Genomic DNA, 17,747 nt, shown 5'->3' with positions numbered 1-17,747 from the left:
TCCTGGCTGTACTGATCAATACAAACGGACCTCGATTATGAAGTGCGGCCTACGGCTCCGCAAGTCCTGCGCAAAGCGGCTATAATCAGCCGATGAGACCTAACGAAACAATTCGACTGACCGACCCGACCTTCGGCCCGGCGGCCATCGGACGGCTGGCCTCGGGCAAGGCGGCGTTCGTTCTCGATGGGCTTCCCGGCGAGCTGGTCGAAATGCGCATTGATGAGGATCGGCACTCGTTCGTGCGCGGAACGGCCACGCGGATCATCGAGCCCGCGCCCGAGCGGATCGAGCCGGCCTGCGCCGTGGCCGGCGAGTGCGGCGGCTGCTCGTGGCAACACGCGACGCACCAGGCGCAGCTGGGTTGGAAAAAGCTGCTCATCCAGCGCGAGCTGCATCGAGCGGTGAAAGGCCTCGAGCCCGACGTGCTCGCGCCGATGCTCCACGGCAAAGCACTAGGGTTTCGCACGCGTACCCGGCTGCACCGCCGCGGCGCGGATTTCGGCACGATGCAACGCCAGAGCAAACGGGTGATCCCGTTACGCGCCTGCCCGATTCTCGAGTGCGAGCTCGAGCGCTTCGCCCTGGAGCTGACCGAGGTCTTGAAGACCGCGCCCCAAGGCGACGCGGAGATCGAGCTCTACGTGGACGCCCGCGGTGCGCGCGGCGCGTTTGTGCTGCGGCGCGACGCGAATAAGCTCGACTGGGCCGGGCTGCTCAGCGGACTTAATATCGCCTCGCTGCGCGTGGGTCGCTCCGGCGAGCTTCACGGCGAACCGCTGGTCGAGCGCAGCCTGGATCTCGACGTGCTGTTTGAGCCGGGTTGCTTCGTGCAGACCAACCGCGAGGCCAACCAACTGCTGCTCGAGGCGGTGTCGCAGATGGCGGGCCAAGGTAAGAGCTTTTTCGAGATCTACGCCGGGACCGGCAACTTCAGCGTACACCTGGCAAAGCGCTTCGCAGCGGGCAGCGCGGCCGAGGCCGACGCCCTGGCCGTACGGATGCTCGAGCGCAACCTCGCGGGCAGCGAAGTCGAGGTGCTGGTCGAGGCCGATCGGCTCAGTGCGCGGCGCTTGCTCGAAGGTGAGAAGCAGGACCTGTTGCTGGCCGACCCGCCGCGCGCCGGCATCCGCCCACTGCTGACCGCGATTCTGCGGCGCAGACCGCGACGGATCGTACTCATCTCATGCCATCCGATGGCCGCACTGCGCGACATCGGCTGGATCGTGGGCGAGGGGCGCTACGTATTAAAGCGCTTGCAGCCGGTGGAGATGTTTCCCCAGAGCCACCACCTGGAGCTGGCCGCCCTATTGGAACTGTAATCAAGCCACGGGCTAAAGCATGGACAGGCGGTCGAGTAGTTGGGCGTCGTTCAGGCTGTCGCCGAAGTGCTCGCCGTAGTGCGCCAGGGCCAAGCTGCCGTCTTGGCGCACGATGAAGTCCGCGGGAAGCTGGTACGGGTTGCCCTCGGGCATACCCTGCATCCGTCCCTTGATCACGGCCTTGGACGCGCTGACGATCGTTCCCAAACTCAGGAAGTGGCGCAGTTGCCCGGGGCCGACCTGGAACAGGTCGTACAGCTCCCGCCGCGGATCGACCAAAAAGACATTGGGCAGTTTGCGCGAATGCATGAACTCAGCAGTGCGCGCCGGTGCGCCGCCGACCACGGCGTAGACCTGGGCCCCCAGCCGCTTGTAGCGGTCGTAGTGCTCGCCGAGATCGGCAAAGCGTTGGCGGCAAATCGGGCAGCCCACGTAGCGACGGAAGATCAGCACCAGCGGGCCGCTTTGCAGCAGCGTTTCCAGTCCCAGCTCGTTGCCCAAAGCGTCGTGGGCAGTGAACGCGGGGGCCTTGTCGCCGACCTTGAGCATCTCTTCACCTCCTGCGTGATATCCATCCAACGGTTGCACCGATCGGCCGTGATGTAAATACTGAAGGCTCCAACTACGGAGAGGACCATGCCCGAGAACGCCTGCCGCTATTGCGGCGAGTGCCTCAGCCGCTGCATCTACCTGCGCCTGGACCCGCAGCGGGCCGCAGATGAGATGCGCCGCCTGGATTGCGGCGAGCCCACGCCTTTGATCGACAAGAGCTGCGTCTCGTGCTTCGCCTGCAACGCGTTCTGCCCCAACGACGCCGACCCCTACGGTCGGATCCTGAAGCGCTTTGAGCAGAAGTATGAGCAGCGCGGTCTGCCCGAGCGCGCGCGCTATCTGATGCCCACCCAGTCGCGTTCGTTCCGCACCGACACCGTGGCCGCGCTACCCGCTGACGAACGCGCCCTGGCGCAGCAGTGGGCCGCGGCCGAACCCGCGGGCGACGTGCTCTACCCGGGCTGCAACCTGATCACCGCGCCGTACCTCACTCAATCAGGCCTGCTCGACGGACTGTGCATCGCCGGCAGTCTCGACCTGTGCTGCGGCGAGATGTACTTCCGCATGGGCCTGCTCAAGCAGACTGCGGCAATCGCGCGCAAGCTCACCGACTACTACGCGCGGCGGCCCATCGAGCGCATGGTGTTCGTCTGCCCGGCTGGCTACAACATGTTCAGTAACGTGCTGCCCCAGCGTTTCGGCGCGCGCTTTGACTTTGAAAAGGTATTCATCACCGACTACCTGCTGGAACAAATCGAGTCCGGCGCACTGCACTTCGACCATCCGCTGAATTCCACGGTCACGGTGCACGACTCGTGTCACGCGCGGGTGCTCGGCGTAGGATTTATGGAACGCGTGCGCGAGCTGTTGGCGCTGATGGGCGCGCAGGTGCGCGAGGCGCGTCACTCCCACGAGGAGGGCTGGTGCTGCGGCATCGCCGCCGGGGCCGCGCGGCAATCGCCGCTGGACATTGCCTCGGTAGCGGCCCGCGCGCACCTGGACTACCGCCGTAGCGGGGCCGATCAGACCTTGACCTACTGCACCGGCTGCTATTTGACCCTGGGCATGCTCGGGCCGTTCGTGCCCGGCCCGCCGGTCAAACATCTGCTCGAGCTGGCGGCCCAGGCCGCGGGTCGGCCGGTGGAGGATCGGCTGGGCGCGCGCGGCCGCGCCATGCTGCGCAACGTGGCGCTCAACGCCCTGCCCAAATTACTGTCGACCAAACGCTTCCGCGTTGAAGAGGGATGATCAATTAATCTTGTTTAAAAGATAATTTTCCCACCCCTATAGCGACAGTCGCAGACGGATTAGTTCCCAGGCCATCTTGGCCAGCTCGCGCCAATTAAACGTGGAGCGGGCGGTGCGCACCTGTTGTGCGAAGCGTTCGCTGATCTCGAATCCTTGGCGTCGCAGGCGGTAGAGCAGCTCAACGTCAAAGGCGAATCCGGAGCAGACGAACGGCCCGTCGATGGCCTGCCACGCGTTACGCCTCAAAATCTTGGCCCCGCCCTGGGTGTCGGCGAACGGCAGACCGAACAGCAGGCGGGTGACCAGATTCAACCCGCGGCTGAGTAGTTTCTTGGTGGACAGGGTATAGCCGGTCACGTTGGAGTAGCGGCGGCCGCGCCATTTGGAAGCAATCACGCAGTCCGCCTCGCCCTGCTCGATCTTGCGGATCATCGCCTCCAGGTCCGCGGGCATAAAGGGCGAGTCCGCGTCATAGAACCCAACGATCGCACTGTCGCAGTTGCGCAGCCCCTGAACGATCGCGCGCCCCTTGCCCAATCGCTGTTGATGGATCTCGACGCTGACCTGCCCGTGACTCGCGGCCAGCTCGCTAGCGATTTGCGGGGTGTTGTTGTTGCTGCCGTTGACCACGATCCGCACGCTCAGGACCGGACCGAGGGCGTCGAGCAGCTCGGGTACGCCGCGCGCGAGCAGCGGACCTTCGTCCACAGCCGGAATCACCAGGCAGACGCTATGGGTGTGCATGACGGATTGTTGCTCGTTCAACCGGGTTCTCGACGATGTTGGTGTTCTCAGCGGCTTATAAAACGGCGCAGGCCGTAATGCAAATACTTGATGTAGTAGCGCCGCCTGATCGGGTCGAGCCGATCGCGGGTGAAGACCGTCCACAGTCCCTCGATCAGGCTGGGATTGATCGGCGGCAGCAGGCGATAGAGCTGTTTGTGCAGCATCAGGCGCGACCACGATCGCGGCAGCCACTGGATCAGTACCAGGAACAGATGCAGTTTGGTCAGCCGCCGCGAGAGGCTACCCGAGCGCACCATGGTGTTGGCCCGGCGCGGCGGATCGCGCTGGAGTTGCGCAAGCTGCTCATCGCTCAGCTCGCCGCGCTGGTGCGCAGCCTCGGTGATCGCGGTGCCCGCATAGTAGATCAACCAGAACACGGTGAAGCGGCCATAGACCGGGTTGTCCAAATAGAACTGCGCCACGTCCTGGATCTGCTGCTCTGTCTGACCGGGAAAGCCCAGGATGTTATCCACCGTGGCGCGCAGCCGCTGTTTGCGCAGACAGGCCAACGAGCGCACCAGCGCCGCTTGCGGCGTGCGGCGGTCGAAGACCTCGGCGCGCACCTGCTCGTGCACGTCCTGCACTCCCACGCAGACCTGAAAGCAGCCCGCGTTCTTGAGTGCGGCCACGGACTCGGCGTCGAGATCCAGTGGCGAACAGAAGCACATGAACGGCACGCCCACCTCATGCGGGTAACGCTTGCAAAACTCGAGCAGCCATTCCCGATTGTAGGAGAACAGGTCGTCGTTGATCCGCAGCCGATTAAATCCGTAGCGCGCCTTGGCCGCGGTCAGCTCCTGGAACACGTTGTCCACGCTGCGCAGCCTGATCAGCGGCTGGTCGGGGTAGAGCCTGCGCCAGATTGTGTTGTGGCAATACGAGCAGCGGTTAATGCAGCCGCGCCGCGTGAGCAGGGTGTAATGCCGCGCGTAGCCCGGGACTTGATCGTAGAACAGTTGCTTGTCCGCAAACGGCAGCGCGTCCAGATCTTGGATCAGCGGGCCCAGCGGATTGCAGCGGACCGCACCGTCGGCGCGAAAGCACAGGTTGTCCACGCCGGTCGGATCGCTCCCCTGGTGTAGCGCGCGGGTCAGCTCGAGCAGTGCGCGCTCGCCCTCGCCCACAATGCAGTAATCGACCTGTTCGTTTTCAAGCAGCGCCTCGGGCGCGCTTGTGGCGTGGATTCCGCCGAAGACCACGGGCGCCGAGCAGCGGCGCTTGATGCGCGCGGCCATGTCCAGTGCCCAGCGATAGTCCGCGGCCAGCACGGAGAACGCCACCAGGTCCGGCTCGCGTTGCGCCACCTGATCTGCCAGGCGCTCGCGGATATCGAACAGCTTTGCCAGAAAGCGCACGTCGACAAACGAGTCGTCGAACATCCGCGGGTCGAACGCCAGGCTGGTCTCGACGTCGTGCTGTTTGAGGTATGCCGAAAGCAGCTCCACGCCCAGATGCTCGAACGCGGCGTGGACGAACACCACATTGGGTCGGCTCATTGCAGGTCGCTCTTGGCCAGCAACAGCCCCAGTCCGCCGCGGGCGTAGCGCGCGAACTCGTCCAGCGAGCGGATCCCCAGCAGCTTGCGCATCACGAACGAGGGGCGCACGTAAAATCGGCGGTAGGCGCGAAAGGTCTCGTGTTCGATCTGCTCCTGACTAAGCTCGGTCCACGGCGAGGGCAGACGGCGCTCGGGCTGATTGCCCAGGGTGTACTCGCGCCAGTAATCAAAGCCCAATTGCTCGGTGACGATCTCGTGCAGCACAGTGCGCGGCTTGGGCATGGTGCGGTGAAACTGGGCGTAGTCCAGTCCCAGGCTGCGGGCGAAGCGCACGGTCTGTGCGACCTCGTCCAACGTCTCGTCCTGGGAGCCGATCAGGAAAAATCCCAGCGCTTCGATCCCCGCGTCGCGCGTGGCGCTCACCGTGTCGCGCACCTGCTTGAGGCTGATCCCCTTTTGCACCCGCGCCAACTGTTGCTCGGAGCCGGACTCGATGCCGTAGAGCAAGCGTTGGCAGCCGGCAGCGGCCATCTTGGCCAACAGCCCGGGATCGACCTGGTCGACCCGCGCGCGCACCGCAAAATCCAGGTCCAGGCCGCGACGCACGATCTCGTCGCAGATCTGCACGATCCGTTCGCGGTTAATGGTGAACGAAGGGTCGAAGATCTCGAACTCACGGATTGAGTGGCGCTCGATGCACTGCTCGATCTCGTCGCAAACCCCCTGCGGATCGCGGTAGGAGTAAGGCGTGCGATGGATGTGGCAGAACGTGCAGCCGCCGGGACAGCCCTTGGCCGTGATCATCGCCGTGACGTTGTGCCGCCGGGTCATCACCGAGTGGTAGAGCTCGTGGGGCAGTCCGTCGCGTTTGGGAAACGGTAGCGTGGCAAAATCCTCGCACAGCGTCGCGGGCTGATTAACGATCAGCTCGCCGTTGCGGCGCAGGCATAATCCGGGCAGCTCGGGCACCGGCCCTCCGCGCTCCAGAGCGTCGAGCAGCGCGGGCAGCACCGGCTGGGCCGAGCCGATAATTCCGTAGTCGATCTCGGGGTAGCTCATGGTCTCGTGCGGGTAGAGCTCAAGCTGTACATTGCCCACCACCACCGGCAGGCCGGTCTCGGCCTTGAGAAAGCGGATGTAGCTCAGGTTGTCGTGGATCATGTAGGTGGTGAGCAGAAACCCGAGAATCTGCGGATCGAACGGTCGGATGCGCTCGAGCACCTGCTGCGGCGTAAGCCGTTGGGCGTGGGCGTCGACGACCAGCGTCTCGTGCCCCGCTTTCTCGGCGATGGCCGCTGCGTAGCACAGGCCCAGGGGCGGAAACGTGCCGAACTGCTCGCTGACCACGCCCACGTCCTCCTCAAAGCTCTTGTGGGTATAATCGGAGTAGATCAGCGCCAGTCGCATCAGCCGCTCTCTTTCATCGCCTCGATATTGTAGCGGCTGGACACGTAATCGATCATGGTGCCCGGTACGAAACCGGCCTTTTTAAAGCGCTCGACGGTCTGAGACAGCCGCTGGACGAAGCTGTGCCCCGTGCGACGCACGATGTAGCTCGGCAGCTGCGGGGCCTGGGCCGCCAGGTCGACCAGCTCCCAATTGTGGAAGTAGAGCACCACCGCGTCGCGTCCCAGAGGGAGCGAGCGGCGCACGATCTCGAGCAGCGCCCCGGGGTAGTTGCGAAACCAGACCCACGAGGCGGGCAATCTAAGCAGCGGCGTCACAGAGACCGGCACGCGCACGATGCCGTTCTCAATCCGCGGCCGTGTGCCCTTGATCAGGTGGTTGTAGCGACCCGGAACCCAGGTCGGATGGATCGAGCTGTCGTAGCTAAACCCCGCATCCCGTAGCGCCTCGAGCGGCACCTGCTCAAAGCGCGGACTGCGAAAGCCCGCTACGGGACGGCCGCTGAGTTTTTCCAGAACCGCACGCGCCTCGGTCAGTTGCGCGGTCAGCTCGTCGGTTGATTGCTCGGCCGGGCGCCGGGAGTGCAGCGCGCCGTGGCAGGCGATCTCGCAACCCAGGCCCGAGAGCAGTTTGATCACCCTGCCGTGCTGCTTGGCGAACGAGCCGCTGACAAAGCAGGTCGGCGCGACCCCGGTGCGGCGGATCAGCCCGGCCAGCATCTCGGCCCCGCCACGGGCGATCTGTTGCGCCTTGAGCTCGTCGAGCTCCAGGCCGAGGTCCTGCGGCAGGTCGAACTCCTCGACGTCAAAGGTTATCAGCAGCCGTTTGGTCTTCATCCGCGCCCCGCCGCTTTCAGTGTGCAGATCATTCTAACTATCTTGAAAACTTAGGCCAGCCCGCACTTGGATCAGCGGGAACGATCAGCGGGCACGTTGATCACGCCGTAGAAGCGGTTGGTGTATGCGTGGGCTTGCGGCCCGAGCTTGAACGGCAGCCAGCAGACGTTCATCAGCCAGTTCAGCGACAGGCCTACTCCCAGGTAGACCAGCTGCAAAACGCGCGAGCGCGGGGCCGGCGCGGGCACCATGTAGCGCCGCACGTCGCCCGAAAAACGCCAGTCGATTTGCACGCCGGGCAGCAGCCGCTCGACCTGCGCGGGATCGGGCAGGCCGTACTTCAGATGCTCTCGCACGAACTCCAGCGAGCCCGGGTCGAGGGTTTCGGCGGCAAGTAGTCGGCGCTGAAACTCGTTTTGCATTTCAGTGCCCAGGGGCGCGCAGAACACCACCCGCTGCCGCGCCAGGCGCAACAGCAGCTCGAGGTGCTCACGTCGCGAGTCCTGCGGGACGTGCTCGAGAGTATCGATGCTCACCGCGTAGTCAAACGAGCCGTCGGGCAGTTGCGAGGGGTCCGTTGTCTCGGTGATTTTGGGATTGTATTCGACCACCTTCAGCCCGGGCAGGAAGCGCGCCAGGCCCTTTTCGCCGCCCACGTCGAGCACGGTCTGCCCCGGCCGCACCGGGCCGAGCAGTCGCGCGGTCCAAAAGTGCCGCTCGTATGCATCGTGATTGATGTACAGTCGCGGAAAACGGGTCTGCAAAGAGGTGCTGTAAAACATCTATATAAAGGTAGCATATCGCGCAGGTGGAAAATCGGCTCTTGGGCGTTTGACTTTCGTAGCACGATAATTTAATACATATTACTGGCATACGAAAAAGGAAATCGTGCTATTGATGATTCGATTCCTGCGCACTGTGATCTTGACCGCGATGCTGCTGCCGGCCCTGGCCAGCGCCCACGGCGGGCACGGCTTCGGCTTGGCCGCGGACCCGGACCTCGAGAATCCGAGCACGCTGGTGGTACGCGATGGAGCGGGCCGCCTGCTGCGGGTGGAGGTTGACACCAACGGCGACGAAGCCGTCGACGTCTGGAGCTTCTACAGCGCGGGTCAACTGGCGCGCCAGGAGCAGGACAGCAACTTCGATGGCGCGGTGGACGTCTGGCTCGATATCGACGAGCTGGGGCAGCCCTCCACGGGCCGCATGGACTCGGACCACGACGGCGCGGTGGACGTAATCGCCGAGTTCTCCGTAGGAGGGCCAACACTGCAGCGCCGCGACACGGACGCCGATGGCCTGTACGACGAGCTGCTGCGCTTTACCGACGGCCAACCGGTAAGCCTCGAGCGCGACACGGACGCCGACGGCCGGGCCGACCGCTGGGTGTTTTTCGACGCCCGGGGGCAAAGCGTGCTGATCCTGGCCGACTTGGACCGCGATGGCTTCCCTGACCAGCGCCGAGGCATGGACCAGCCTTCGGAACAGCCCGCGAAGCAGCCCGAGACCGAGCCGGTGGAGCCAGTCGCGCCCTCGGACGTGTTGCTTGAGGAGGTCGTGGTCAGCGAACGGCGGCCGCTGACGTCGTTTTCCGACCAGCAGGTGCGCGACCGCGACTTTTGCAGTTTCCCGCACCAGAACCCGAGCGACATCGTGCGGCTGATCCCCGGGGTGCACGTTTCTCAGCACACCGGCGGGGCCAAGGCCTACCAGTATTTCCTGCGCGGATTCGACGCGGAGCACGGCCAGGATCTGGCGGCGTACCTCGACGGCATCCCGCTCAACGAACCCAGCCAGGTTCACGGTCACGGTTACCTCGACCTGCACTTCCTGATTCCCGAGACCATCGCCGCTATCCACATTATCAAGGGGCCCTACGATCCGGAGTTCGGCAACTTCGCCACGGCCGGGGCCATCGACTTCAAACCGCGGCGCAGCGCGGACCACAGCTCCATCGGCTCCACCGCCGGGATGTACGGCACGGCTAAGGTGCTGGGCACGTTCGGCCTGTCGTATGATCCCTACCTGGCCTCGGCCGCAGTGCAGACCGAGCACACCGACGGCTTCACCGACCCGGGCTGGGCCGATGCGCTACGCGGCAACCAGTCGCACACCGCGCTGCTGGGCCCCTGGACCCTGAACCTGCAAAGTCACCACTACGGCCAGCGCAGCGCGGCCACCGATGTGATCCCCGACGAGCTGATCGAGTCCGGCGTAGTCGATCGCTACGGCAGCCTCGACGAGTCGGACCGCATCAGCTCCAACCGCCATCTGGTCGGCCTGACCGCCGACTATCAGCTAGGGCTGTCCGAGCTGCGCTTACAACCCTGGTACGACTACAAACGGACCACGATCTGGTCCAACTACACTTTCTACTTCTACAACCCCGAGCGCGGCGACCAGCAGGAGATGTACGACCAGCGCAACGTGGTCGGGCTCAACGCGCGCTACTCGCGCCTCGACCAGTGGGGCCCGACCCTCTGGCAGACCGGCGTGGGCGTGCAGTGGCGAATGGACATGGTGCGCAACGTGCTGGCCAACACCGTGGAACGCGAGCGCTTCAACGTGATCAACTCATTGGACTTTCGCGAGAACGCACTGGGCGTCTGGCTTCGCGAGGACCTGGCGCTCACCGATTGGCTGCGGATCGTGCCCGGCGCGCGTTTCGACTTGATCGGTTACAGCGGCGAGGGGACCCAGGACGAGCGCTACTTCAACATCTACACCAATATGGCCGACACCCGGCAGGACGTGGAGCGCGACTGGGACGAGTACTCCTACGCAATCAGCCCCAAGGCGTCGCTGATCGTCACACCGCTGCGCGACTGGTCGATCTTCGTCAACTACGGCGAAGGGTTCTTCTCCAACACCACCGGCCAGATGGCCAACGAGCCCCAACGCGAGATCCCCAAGGTGCGCGGCGGCGAGGTCGGCTCGCGGGTCGGGCTGTGGCAGAGGCGAATCAGCGTCGCGCTGGCCGCCTGGTTCGCCAACAAGGAGCAGGACCTGATCTTCGATCCGCTGACCGGGCTGTCGATGACCAAAAACGAGACCGAGCGCCGCGGCCTCGAGGCCGAGCTGCGCCTCAGCCCCCTGAACTGGCTCTACCTGGCCACGGACTTCGCCTGGGTCGATGCGCGGTACGCCGAAACCGGTGAGCGGATTACCAACGGTCCGATCACACTGATGACCAACGGCCTGGGTTGGAGCCACCCCTTGGGCCTGCGCGGCATGCTGCGCGGCCGCTACATGGGACCGCGCGAGCTCGATGGCGAGCACTGGGTCGACCCCTATTACGTGCTGGACTTGGTGGCCGGATACGACACGCCGCGCTGGGGTTTGGAACTGGCCGTGGACAACCTGCTCGACGCACAGTGGGAGGACGCGGTGTTTTACTACACCACCCGTCCCGAGCCCAACGGCGAGGATCTCACCGGCCTGCACTTCACGCCGGGCACCCCGCTGCTGGCGCGATTCACTGTAACCGCCAAATTTTAAATGACCGAAAAAGAATACTAAGGAGTAACCACGATGAAGACCGACCTGAAAAGAATCTCAATCCTGGTGGCATTGGCGCTGGTAGCGGCCCTGGCCGCCACCGTGCTGCTGGCCGGCTGCGGCGGCGACGACGACGATGACGACGACGTGGGCGTTGGCACGTTGGAGTTCTACGCCAACGGCGAGGAGTTCATCCGCAACGGCTTCGTGGGCAAGACCGGCTGGGACATCGCCTTCAGCAACTTCTGGGTCAACCTCGACGGAGTGACCGCCTTCCAGGTCGCTGAGGAGAAGAACGCGCCGTGCCACGCGGGCCACGATCACGGCGACATCCCCGAGGGCGCGGAGCATGCTTATCTCGAGGGCGGACCATTCTGGGTCGACCTGCACCAGGGGGACGACCGCGCGCTGCTGGGCACGGTGACCGACGCTGTGGCCGGCAACTATAATTACCTCAACTTCAATATGATCCAGACCGACACGGGCGATTACAGCGGCTACTCGATCGTGATGGTCGGCACGGCGACCAAGGACGAGGAAACGGTCGCCTTCACGATCAAGCTCGACGAGCAGATGAAGTTCAACGCCTGCCACCAGGAGACCGACGACGAGTACGCGGGCGTGGTCGCTGACGGCGACACGGGCAGCATGGAGCTGACCTTCCACTCCGACCACTTGTTCGGCGACATCGAGTCCATCGACGACCCGGACAGCGTCAACCCCGGCGCCACCGGATTCCAACCCTTCGCCGACCTGGCAGTTGATGGTCTGCTCGATATCGACCAGACCGAAATGTCGGAGCAGCTGAGCACCGACGACTACACCACGTTCATCGCCGCGCTGTTCACCCTGGGCCACTCGGGCGAGGGGCACTGCGGATACGAAGTTTACGAAGAGGACGCCAAATAGCGTCCCTTCTACTGATGTATTCCCCTTATGGCGCGTCGGAGGGCGCGCCCTTTTTTTTATCCCTTGGCGCGGGCACAATAGAACAATGAATAGAAGCCTGACTGTTTTGCTGTGTGCGATTCTAATCCTGACGACCGCGAGCGCGGCCTGGGCCGATACCTGCTCCGACCAGGCGCGGGCCGAGGCCGACCAGCTCTACGAGCAGGCGATGAGCACCTACCTGGTCGACCGCACCATGGCCGATATGAAACGCGCGATTCCCCAGCTGGAGCGGGCAACCAAGCTCTGCCCAAACCACGACCAGGCCTGGGCGCTGCTGTGCGAGCTGTACTGGCAGTACGGCGACGCCCTGCCGCGCAAAACCTCCGAGCAAAAGAAAGTGCGCATCGGCTGGTTCGAAAAGGGCATCGCAGCGGGCGAGCGCGGATACGCGGTCAATCCGCAAAACGTGCAGGCCTTTTTCTTCAAGGCGACCAACGAGTCAGCGGCCGCGGATATGCACGGCTGGTCCTCGAGCATGTGGATGCTGCCCAAGATGCGCGAGTACATGGAGCAGGTCGAGAAGATGGAGCCGAACTACCTCTACGGCGGCAAGGACCGCTTCTGGTGCGAGGTGTTGGTGCGCGTGCCGCTATGGCTCTCCAATCGCATGGGCTACCCGCCCGAGGAAGTGGCGGCCAAGATCGACGGGCAGATCGCGCGCGAACCGCGCTACCTGGTCAACTACAACTACGCCGGACGCGTGTTCTACAAACTCGATCAGCACGACCGCGCACTGAACTATCTAACTAAGGCGATCGAGGACGACCCCGACGCGTTGCCCAGCCAGGCCGGGGTCAACCGCATGGCCCAACGCAACGCGCGAGTCACCTGGCTCAACCTCACAGGCAAACCCTACCCCCAACGCTAGGCACTTTTGAGGTGCCGCAAAACTCGCGCAGTACAATCATCATTTAACGACGACCAACTCCGCGGCGCGGAGAAATACGTTGAACAATGATTAAGGTCCGGTCGTGAGATTTACCCCGGCTCCAGGCCGCACCCCTACTGCCGCGTGCAGCGCATCGGCGAGAAGGATGTCCAGCCCTCTGGTAGATCGACCATGCCCATACAGGTCAGTACGCCATCCTGGATCTGGTGTCCGGTAAAGCCGTAGATGATGTCGTCGGGAAACTCAGGAGGCGCGCTGTCGTCGTCACCGTCGCCCGACAACGAGCAGGCCAGAGCAAACAGCACGGGAATTGTCAGCAGCAGCACCAGCCACTTGCCTTGCATCGCAAGCTCCCTGAATGTGATTGCGATACATGACCGCACTGCCGCTGATTACTGTACAACGCGCGTGTGTAGCCGCAGGGGATGGTTGTCGATGTTCTACGGCGAGATGTTCTTGCCGCCAGCGGTGATGTAGATGAAGCCTTCCCTGTCGATCTCACCCACGTCGCCGGTGTGGAATCCAATTACCTCTACGGGGGCCAGGATAGTTGGGAAAGATCGTTATTCCCGCACCCCTTCGTCTACTGCTCCGGGGGCGGATCGGACTGCGGAATTTTTGCTGGCTGTTCCGGCTCGTCTATCAATACTTTAAACGAGCGCTCGTATTCTTTGACCTTGCGCATGCTGTCGATCACCAGGGCCGCGCCCTTGCCCGAGCGCACGCGGATCAGCATCTGTTCGGCGTGGTCGAAGGTCAGGGCCGCGTAGCGCACCCGGTGTTCGCCCGGCGTCAGGCTGCCCGGCGCGCTGTGAAACTTGTAAAGCACCTCGTCGCGGCCCGGCAATGCCTCGACGAAAATAAGTTCGAGCTGTTGGCCGTCCACCAACAGCCGCTGCATCTGGGCCAGCTCGCGGCCTCGGGCGTTGTAGTTCACCCGCAGCCGCGGGTTGCGCCTGCCCGCGATCAAATAATCCACGCTCACGTGGTCGCTTTGGATGCACAGCTTGATCTCGTGAATACCGCCGTGCTTGGTGTGGTCGCCGTGGCCCGCGGCCTGCGTAGCGATCAGCAGGCAACAGAGCAACGCTGATCCGAGAATTGCTCGCAACTTAGGCTGGGGTGACCGCACGGGCGTTGTTCGCTATTCGTCGGCGTAGAGGTTCTCGATCTCCTCGTCGTAGACGTTGTTGACGTTCTTGCGCTTGACCTTCATCGTCGGGGTCAGCATGCCGTTGTCCACGCTGAACTCCTCGGGCAGCAGGCTGAAGCGCTTGATCGTCTCGTACTTGGCGAGCTGCTTATTGGCCTTGGCCAAGCGTTTGTCGTACTCGACGAGCACGTCGGGGTGTTTGACCCACTCGGACTGGCCGCCCTCGATTTGTTTTTCCTCGACGTAATCCTTGAGCCATTCGAAGTCGGGCACGATCAAGGCGGTGAGGAACTTGCGGCGGTCGCCGATGATCGCCACCTGCTCGATCGACTCGTCGAGCTTGATCAGGTTTTCGATGTTCTGCGGCGAGATGTTTTTGCCGCCGGCAGTGATGATCAGGTCTTTCTTGCGATCGGTGATGGAGATGAAGCCGTCCTTGTCGATCTCGCCCACATCGCCGGTGTGGAACCAGCCGTCCTCCAACGCCTCGGCAGTGTCCTCGGGACGGTTCCAATAGCCGAGCATGATCTGCGGGCCGCGTGCCAAAATTTCGCCGTCGGGCGCGATCTTGACCTCGGTGTCGCGCCAGGGCTTGCCCACCGTACCCAGGCGGAAGCCCTCGGGATGGTTGCCGGTCAGTCCCGGAGAGGTCTCGGTTAGACCGTAGGCCTCCAGGGCGATGATCCCGGCCGAGGCAAAGAACCACTGGATCTCCACGGCCAGCGGAGCCGCGGCGTAGACCAGGATGCGGATCCGGCCGCCCAGAGCCTCCTTGATCTTGCTGAAGACCAGCTTGTCGGCAACAGCCGCCTGGAGCTTGATCGCCGGCGAAACCGACTTGTTGTCCATCTTGGCCTGCACCACCTGCTTGCCCACGCCCATCGCCCAGCCGAACAGCTTGCGCTTGAGCGGGCTGCCCGACTCGAGCCCGGCGTTGATCTTGGCGTAGACCTTCTCGAGCATCCGCGGCACGGTGACGAAGATCGTCGGACGCACTTCCTTGAAGTTGTTGGACAGCTCCTGGACCGACTCGGCAAAGGCCACGGTCCCCTGATACATCATCAGGCCGTAGACCTCCATCCGGCCGAAGGAGTGGCAGATCGGCAGGAACTGCAGGTCGATCTCGCCCGGCTGGATGTCCATGAAGTCGCCGATGCCGAAGATGTTGCTCACCAGATTGCGGTGGGAAAGCATCACGCCCTTGGGATTGCCCGTGGTGCCCGAGGTGTAGATCAGCGTGGCCGTGTCCTCGGGGTCGATCACCTTCCAGCGCTGTTCGATCAGCTCGCGGTCGAGCACTTCGGCCCCGCGCGCCATGAACGTCGCCAAATCGGTGACGAAATCGTCGCTGCTCTGAAACGACTCGATCATCACCGCCTTGCGCAGCTTGGGCAGCTTGTCGCGAACCTGGAGCACCTTCTCCAGCTGCGAGGTGTCCTCGACAAAGATCATCTCGGCGCCCGAGTCTTCAAGGATAAACTGCACCTGCTCGGCGGTGTTGGTCGGGTAGATCGGCACGTTGAGGATGTTGGCCGAGGTCGAACCGAAGTCCAGCGCGACCCACTCCGGCCGGTTGGTCGAGAGCAGCGAGATCACGCCGCGCGGCTCGATGCCGAAGTCGATCAACGCCGCGGCGATGTTCAGCACATCGCGCTCGAGCTCGCGCCAGGTGATCGAGACCCAGCGACCGTCGCGCTTGGCGCGCAAGGTCTCGTGGTCCGGGCACTTGGCCGCTTTTTCGTAGAATAGCTCGGGCAGGGTATGGGCATATTCGGGCCACTGTGTCTGCTTGCTCATCAGGCGCTCCTAAGCCGAACTATTTATTAAGTTCTTGCGGCGGCATTTAGCACGCCTCGCGGACGAACCCTTATGAATAATTCGGGCTAAATGAATAACATTTGTTAACAGCAGTTTCTTGTAGAACATCGTGCCGGGAAAAGTCAACGTCGGCCCGCGGTCGATCAGAGGCGGTGCGCGCTCAGGGCTTGTAGCGTTGGCCCAGGGACTCGACCGACGTCAGCGGTTTGCCGTTGTCCACGGCGGTCAGTTCTTGCGCAACCTCGGGCGGAATCTGGAACAGCAGCTCGCAGTTGCGGTCGTTGACCTCGCCCATGCCCATAAACGAGTTCGCCCCGCTATGACCACCGGTCAGCTCGTCGTCAAACGCCAGCTCGCGGCCCAGACGCGCCAGCACATCCGCGTCGTCGCCCTCGGTGGTCCAGTGGTCGAACAGCGTGACGAACAGCGAGCCGGTGCCGTCGCGGTTGTCCACGACCTCGAGAATCCGCGCCTGCTGCGGGAAACTGCAGGTCGAGGGGGTCTCGATCTCCCAATATCCGCGTAGCGGGTCGTTGTCCTCGGAGGGATGGGCGATGATCACGTTTTTGTGCCCATGCCCATCGAGGTGTGCGATCACGTTGGGGCAGTTGTTGAGCAACTGCTGCAGCTCCTCGATCCCGGTGCTGGTGCCCCCCTCGTAGTGGTGGGAGGCCACGATCACCAACACGCGGTCGGCCATCGCCAGCTTGAGCTGCTGATCGATCCAACCCAGTTGGGCGTCGCCGATCCCGCCGACCGCCATGCTCGGCACGTCCGCAGTATCAAGCACCAGCAGCCGCAGCGGCGCTTGGGAGCCAGGGACTATTTGGTCCCAGTCCATGCTGTACCAGCCGCCGTCAAGTTCGTTGACCAGGCCGTCGTTGTTGTTGTCGGCAAATCCGTGGCCCAGCTCGTTGATCACCGGCAGCAGGCCGTCGTGGGCCATAAATGCGCGGTTCACGTCGGGCGCAATCACCACGCCGTCGTCGGTCGGGTCGTCGAGCGTGTCGTGGAGCAGCACGAACAGGTCAAAGCGCGGGTCAATGTCGTCCACGTAGTCGTCGGGAATCATGCCCAACGGATCGAGCAACGCGAACAGGTCGGGCCAGTTCAGGTCGATGCCCAAAATCCCGGACGCGATGCGTAGCGGCTGATCGGGATGCATAATCCAAAAGCGGATCGTGTTCGCCAGGCCGGGGATCAGGCCGTACTTGGCAAGGTCAGAGGTGTAGTCCTCGGCGGTAAAGAAATTCAGCTCGCCGAACACGTCGAAGTTGCCGGTGTTGAGCACGTCGTGATTGCCCACGGCCATCATCCACGGCACGGACGTGCCGTCGGCGCGGCGTAGGCCTTCGACCGGCATGTCGGCGTTGGAGTTAGGGTAGCCCGGACGCGCGAAGGCGTTGATCACCTTGCCCTGGACGTCGTACTGCTGCGTGCCGAAGTTGCGCTCGCCGCGGTTCAGGCCGTCAGCGGGGTCAATATCCAGGTCGCCCGAATCGACCCGGGCGTAGCCCGCGATGCCGCTGGAGAAGCCGGTGCCGCTGAGCACGTCGACCTCGACCAGTAGCTCGTTGAACTGGCCGTTGTCGGATGTATCGCCGAGGTTGAGCAGTACGTCGAAGTCGCGATCATAGTCGACCTGGATGCGGTTGGCCGTGCGTACGATCGAGTTCAGTTGGTGCGGAGAAAGATCCTCCTGAGGACGGAACGCCGCCTCGAACATGCCCATAAAGACCGTGTCCGAATCGAAGAAGGTCAGGCGCGTGGGCGCCTCCTCGTCGGTCTG

Annotated in this window: 15 protein-coding genes; 5 read left to right on the top strand and 10 right to left on the bottom strand. The window is 63.5% G+C overall.

The window, feature by feature from the left end:
• The first annotated feature begins 92 nt into the window (after window positions 1–92).
• Complete coding sequence (locus P9M14_10360) at window positions 93–1,322, top strand: hypothetical protein (protein ID MDP8256144.1); 1,230 nt, start codon at window positions 93–95, stop codon at window positions 1,320–1,322.
• Window positions 1,323–1,334: 12 nt separating this feature from the next.
• On the opposite strand, the gene P9M14_10355 is transcribed toward P9M14_10360, so the two are convergent.
• Entirely contained in the window at window positions 1,335–1,871 is a 537-nt protein-coding gene (locus tag P9M14_10355; GenBank protein MDP8256143.1) for a peroxiredoxin-like family protein, read from the bottom strand.
• Window positions 1,872–1,958: 87 nt separating this feature from the next.
• Here P9M14_10355 and P9M14_10350 point away from each other — a divergent pair, with 87 nt between their 5' ends.
• Window positions 1,959–3,122, top strand: coding sequence for a (Fe-S)-binding protein (locus tag P9M14_10350; protein MDP8256142.1), 1,164 nt, complete (start codon window positions 1,959–1,961; stop codon window positions 3,120–3,122).
• A 36-nt stretch (window positions 3,123–3,158) separates the two neighbouring features.
• On the opposite strand, the gene P9M14_10345 is transcribed toward P9M14_10350, so the two are convergent.
• The 5 genes from P9M14_10345 to P9M14_10325 form a co-directional block, all read right to left on the bottom strand.
• Entirely contained in the window at window positions 3,159–3,866 is a 708-nt protein-coding gene (locus tag P9M14_10345) for a glycosyltransferase family 2 protein (GenBank protein MDP8256141.1), read from the bottom strand.
• 47 nt (window positions 3,867–3,913) lie between these two features.
• Window positions 3,914–5,404 carry a radical SAM protein gene (locus P9M14_10340; GenBank protein MDP8256140.1) on the bottom strand — a complete coding sequence of 497 codons (1,491 nt, stop codon included), beginning with the start codon at window positions 5,402–5,404 and terminating at the stop codon, window positions 3,914–3,916.
• Window positions 5,401–6,813, bottom strand: coding sequence for a radical SAM protein (locus P9M14_10335; GenBank protein ID MDP8256139.1), 1,413 nt, complete (start codon window positions 6,811–6,813; stop codon window positions 5,401–5,403). The genes P9M14_10340 and P9M14_10335 overlap by 4 nt, the downstream gene beginning before the upstream one ends.
• Complete coding sequence (locus P9M14_10330) at window positions 6,813–7,649, bottom strand: polysaccharide deacetylase family protein (GenBank protein MDP8256138.1); 837 nt, start codon at window positions 7,647–7,649, stop codon at window positions 6,813–6,815. Before P9M14_10330 ends, P9M14_10335 begins: the two co-directional genes overlap by 1 nt.
• A gap of 71 nt (window positions 7,650–7,720) precedes the next feature.
• Window positions 7,721–8,413 carry a class I SAM-dependent methyltransferase gene (locus P9M14_10325; protein MDP8256137.1) on the bottom strand — a complete coding sequence of 231 codons (693 nt, stop codon included), beginning with the start codon at window positions 8,411–8,413 and terminating at the stop codon, window positions 7,721–7,723.
• Window positions 8,414–8,546: 133 nt separating this feature from the next.
• On the opposite strand from P9M14_10325, the gene P9M14_10320 reads away from it, so the two are divergent.
• From P9M14_10320 to P9M14_10310, 3 genes are all read left to right on the top strand, one after another.
• Entirely contained in the window at window positions 8,547–11,147 is a 2,601-nt protein-coding gene (locus P9M14_10320; protein MDP8256136.1) for a TonB-dependent receptor, read from the top strand.
• A 33-nt stretch (window positions 11,148–11,180) separates the two neighbouring features.
• Window positions 11,181–12,056: a hypothetical protein gene (locus P9M14_10315; GenBank protein ID MDP8256135.1), complete on the top strand. Its 876-nt coding sequence runs from the start codon at window positions 11,181–11,183 to the stop codon at window positions 12,054–12,056.
• Between the two features lie 85 nt (window positions 12,057–12,141).
• Window positions 12,142–12,966 carry a hypothetical protein gene (locus tag P9M14_10310; GenBank protein ID MDP8256134.1) on the top strand — a complete coding sequence of 275 codons (825 nt, stop codon included), beginning with the start codon at window positions 12,142–12,144 and terminating at the stop codon, window positions 12,964–12,966.
• Window positions 12,967–13,100: 134 nt separating this feature from the next.
• Here P9M14_10310 and P9M14_10305 read toward each other — a convergent pair whose 3' ends face one another.
• From P9M14_10305 to P9M14_10290, 4 genes are all read right to left on the bottom strand, one after another.
• The gene (locus P9M14_10305) at window positions 13,101–13,331 is read right to left on the bottom strand and encodes a hypothetical protein (GenBank protein MDP8256133.1); all 231 of its coding nucleotides are present in this window, start codon (window positions 13,329–13,331) and stop codon (window positions 13,101–13,103) included.
• A gap of 239 nt (window positions 13,332–13,570) precedes the next feature.
• Window positions 13,571–14,074: a hypothetical protein gene (locus tag P9M14_10300; GenBank protein ID MDP8256132.1), complete on the bottom strand. Its 504-nt coding sequence runs from the start codon at window positions 14,072–14,074 to the stop codon at window positions 13,571–13,573.
• Window positions 14,075–14,131: 57 nt separating this feature from the next.
• The gene (locus tag P9M14_10295; GenBank protein MDP8256131.1) at window positions 14,132–15,937 is read right to left on the bottom strand and encodes a long-chain fatty acid--CoA ligase; all 1,806 of its coding nucleotides are present in this window, start codon (window positions 15,935–15,937) and stop codon (window positions 14,132–14,134) included.
• Window positions 15,938–16,118: 181 nt separating this feature from the next.
• Window positions 16,119–17,747: hypothetical protein (locus P9M14_10290; protein MDP8256130.1), on the bottom strand; the 1,629-nt coding region annotated here is incomplete at its 5' end.

The organism is Candidatus Alcyoniella australis, assembly GCA_030765605.1.
Lineage (GTDB): Bacteria > Lernaellota > Lernaellaia > JAVCCG01 > Alcyoniellaceae > Alcyoniella > Alcyoniella australis.
Note: the sequence above shows the minus strand (reverse complement) of the source record. Positions and strands in the feature narration are given on the sequence as shown.

Excerpts from the sequence above, each read along its gene's own strand:
- P9M14_10345 (MDP8256141.1), bottom strand. The coding sequence starts at position 3,866 with ATGCACACCCATAGCGTCTGCCTGGTGATTCCGGCTGTGGACGAAGGT.
- P9M14_10355 (MDP8256143.1), bottom strand. The coding sequence starts at position 1,871 with ATGCTCAAGGTCGGCGACAAGGCCCCCGCGTTCACTGCCCACGACGCT.
- P9M14_10315 (MDP8256135.1), top strand. The coding sequence starts at position 11,181 with ATGAAGACCGACCTGAAAAGAATCTCAATCCTGGTGGCATTGGCGCTG.
- P9M14_10310 (MDP8256134.1), top strand. The coding sequence starts at position 12,142 with ATGAATAGAAGCCTGACTGTTTTGCTGTGTGCGATTCTAATCCTGACG.
- P9M14_10360 (MDP8256144.1), top strand. The coding sequence starts at position 93 with ATGAGACCTAACGAAACAATTCGACTGACCGACCCGACCTTCGGCCCG.
- P9M14_10295 (MDP8256131.1), bottom strand. The coding sequence starts at position 15,937 with ATGAGCAAGCAGACACAGTGGCCCGAATATGCCCATACCCTGCCCGAG.
- P9M14_10320 (MDP8256136.1), top strand. The coding sequence starts at position 8,547 with ATGATTCGATTCCTGCGCACTGTGATCTTGACCGCGATGCTGCTGCCG.
- P9M14_10330 (MDP8256138.1), bottom strand. The coding sequence starts at position 7,649 with ATGAAGACCAAACGGCTGCTGATAACCTTTGACGTCGAGGAGTTCGAC.
- P9M14_10305 (MDP8256133.1), bottom strand. The coding sequence starts at position 13,331 with ATGCAAGGCAAGTGGCTGGTGCTGCTGCTGACAATTCCCGTGCTGTTT.
- P9M14_10335 (MDP8256139.1), bottom strand. The coding sequence starts at position 6,813 with ATGCGACTGGCGCTGATCTACTCCGATTATACCCACAAGAGCTTTGAG.
- P9M14_10340 (MDP8256140.1), bottom strand. The coding sequence starts at position 5,404 with ATGAGCCGACCCAATGTGGTGTTCGTCCACGCCGCGTTCGAGCATCTG.
- P9M14_10350 (MDP8256142.1), top strand. The coding sequence starts at position 1,959 with ATGCCCGAGAACGCCTGCCGCTATTGCGGCGAGTGCCTCAGCCGCTGC.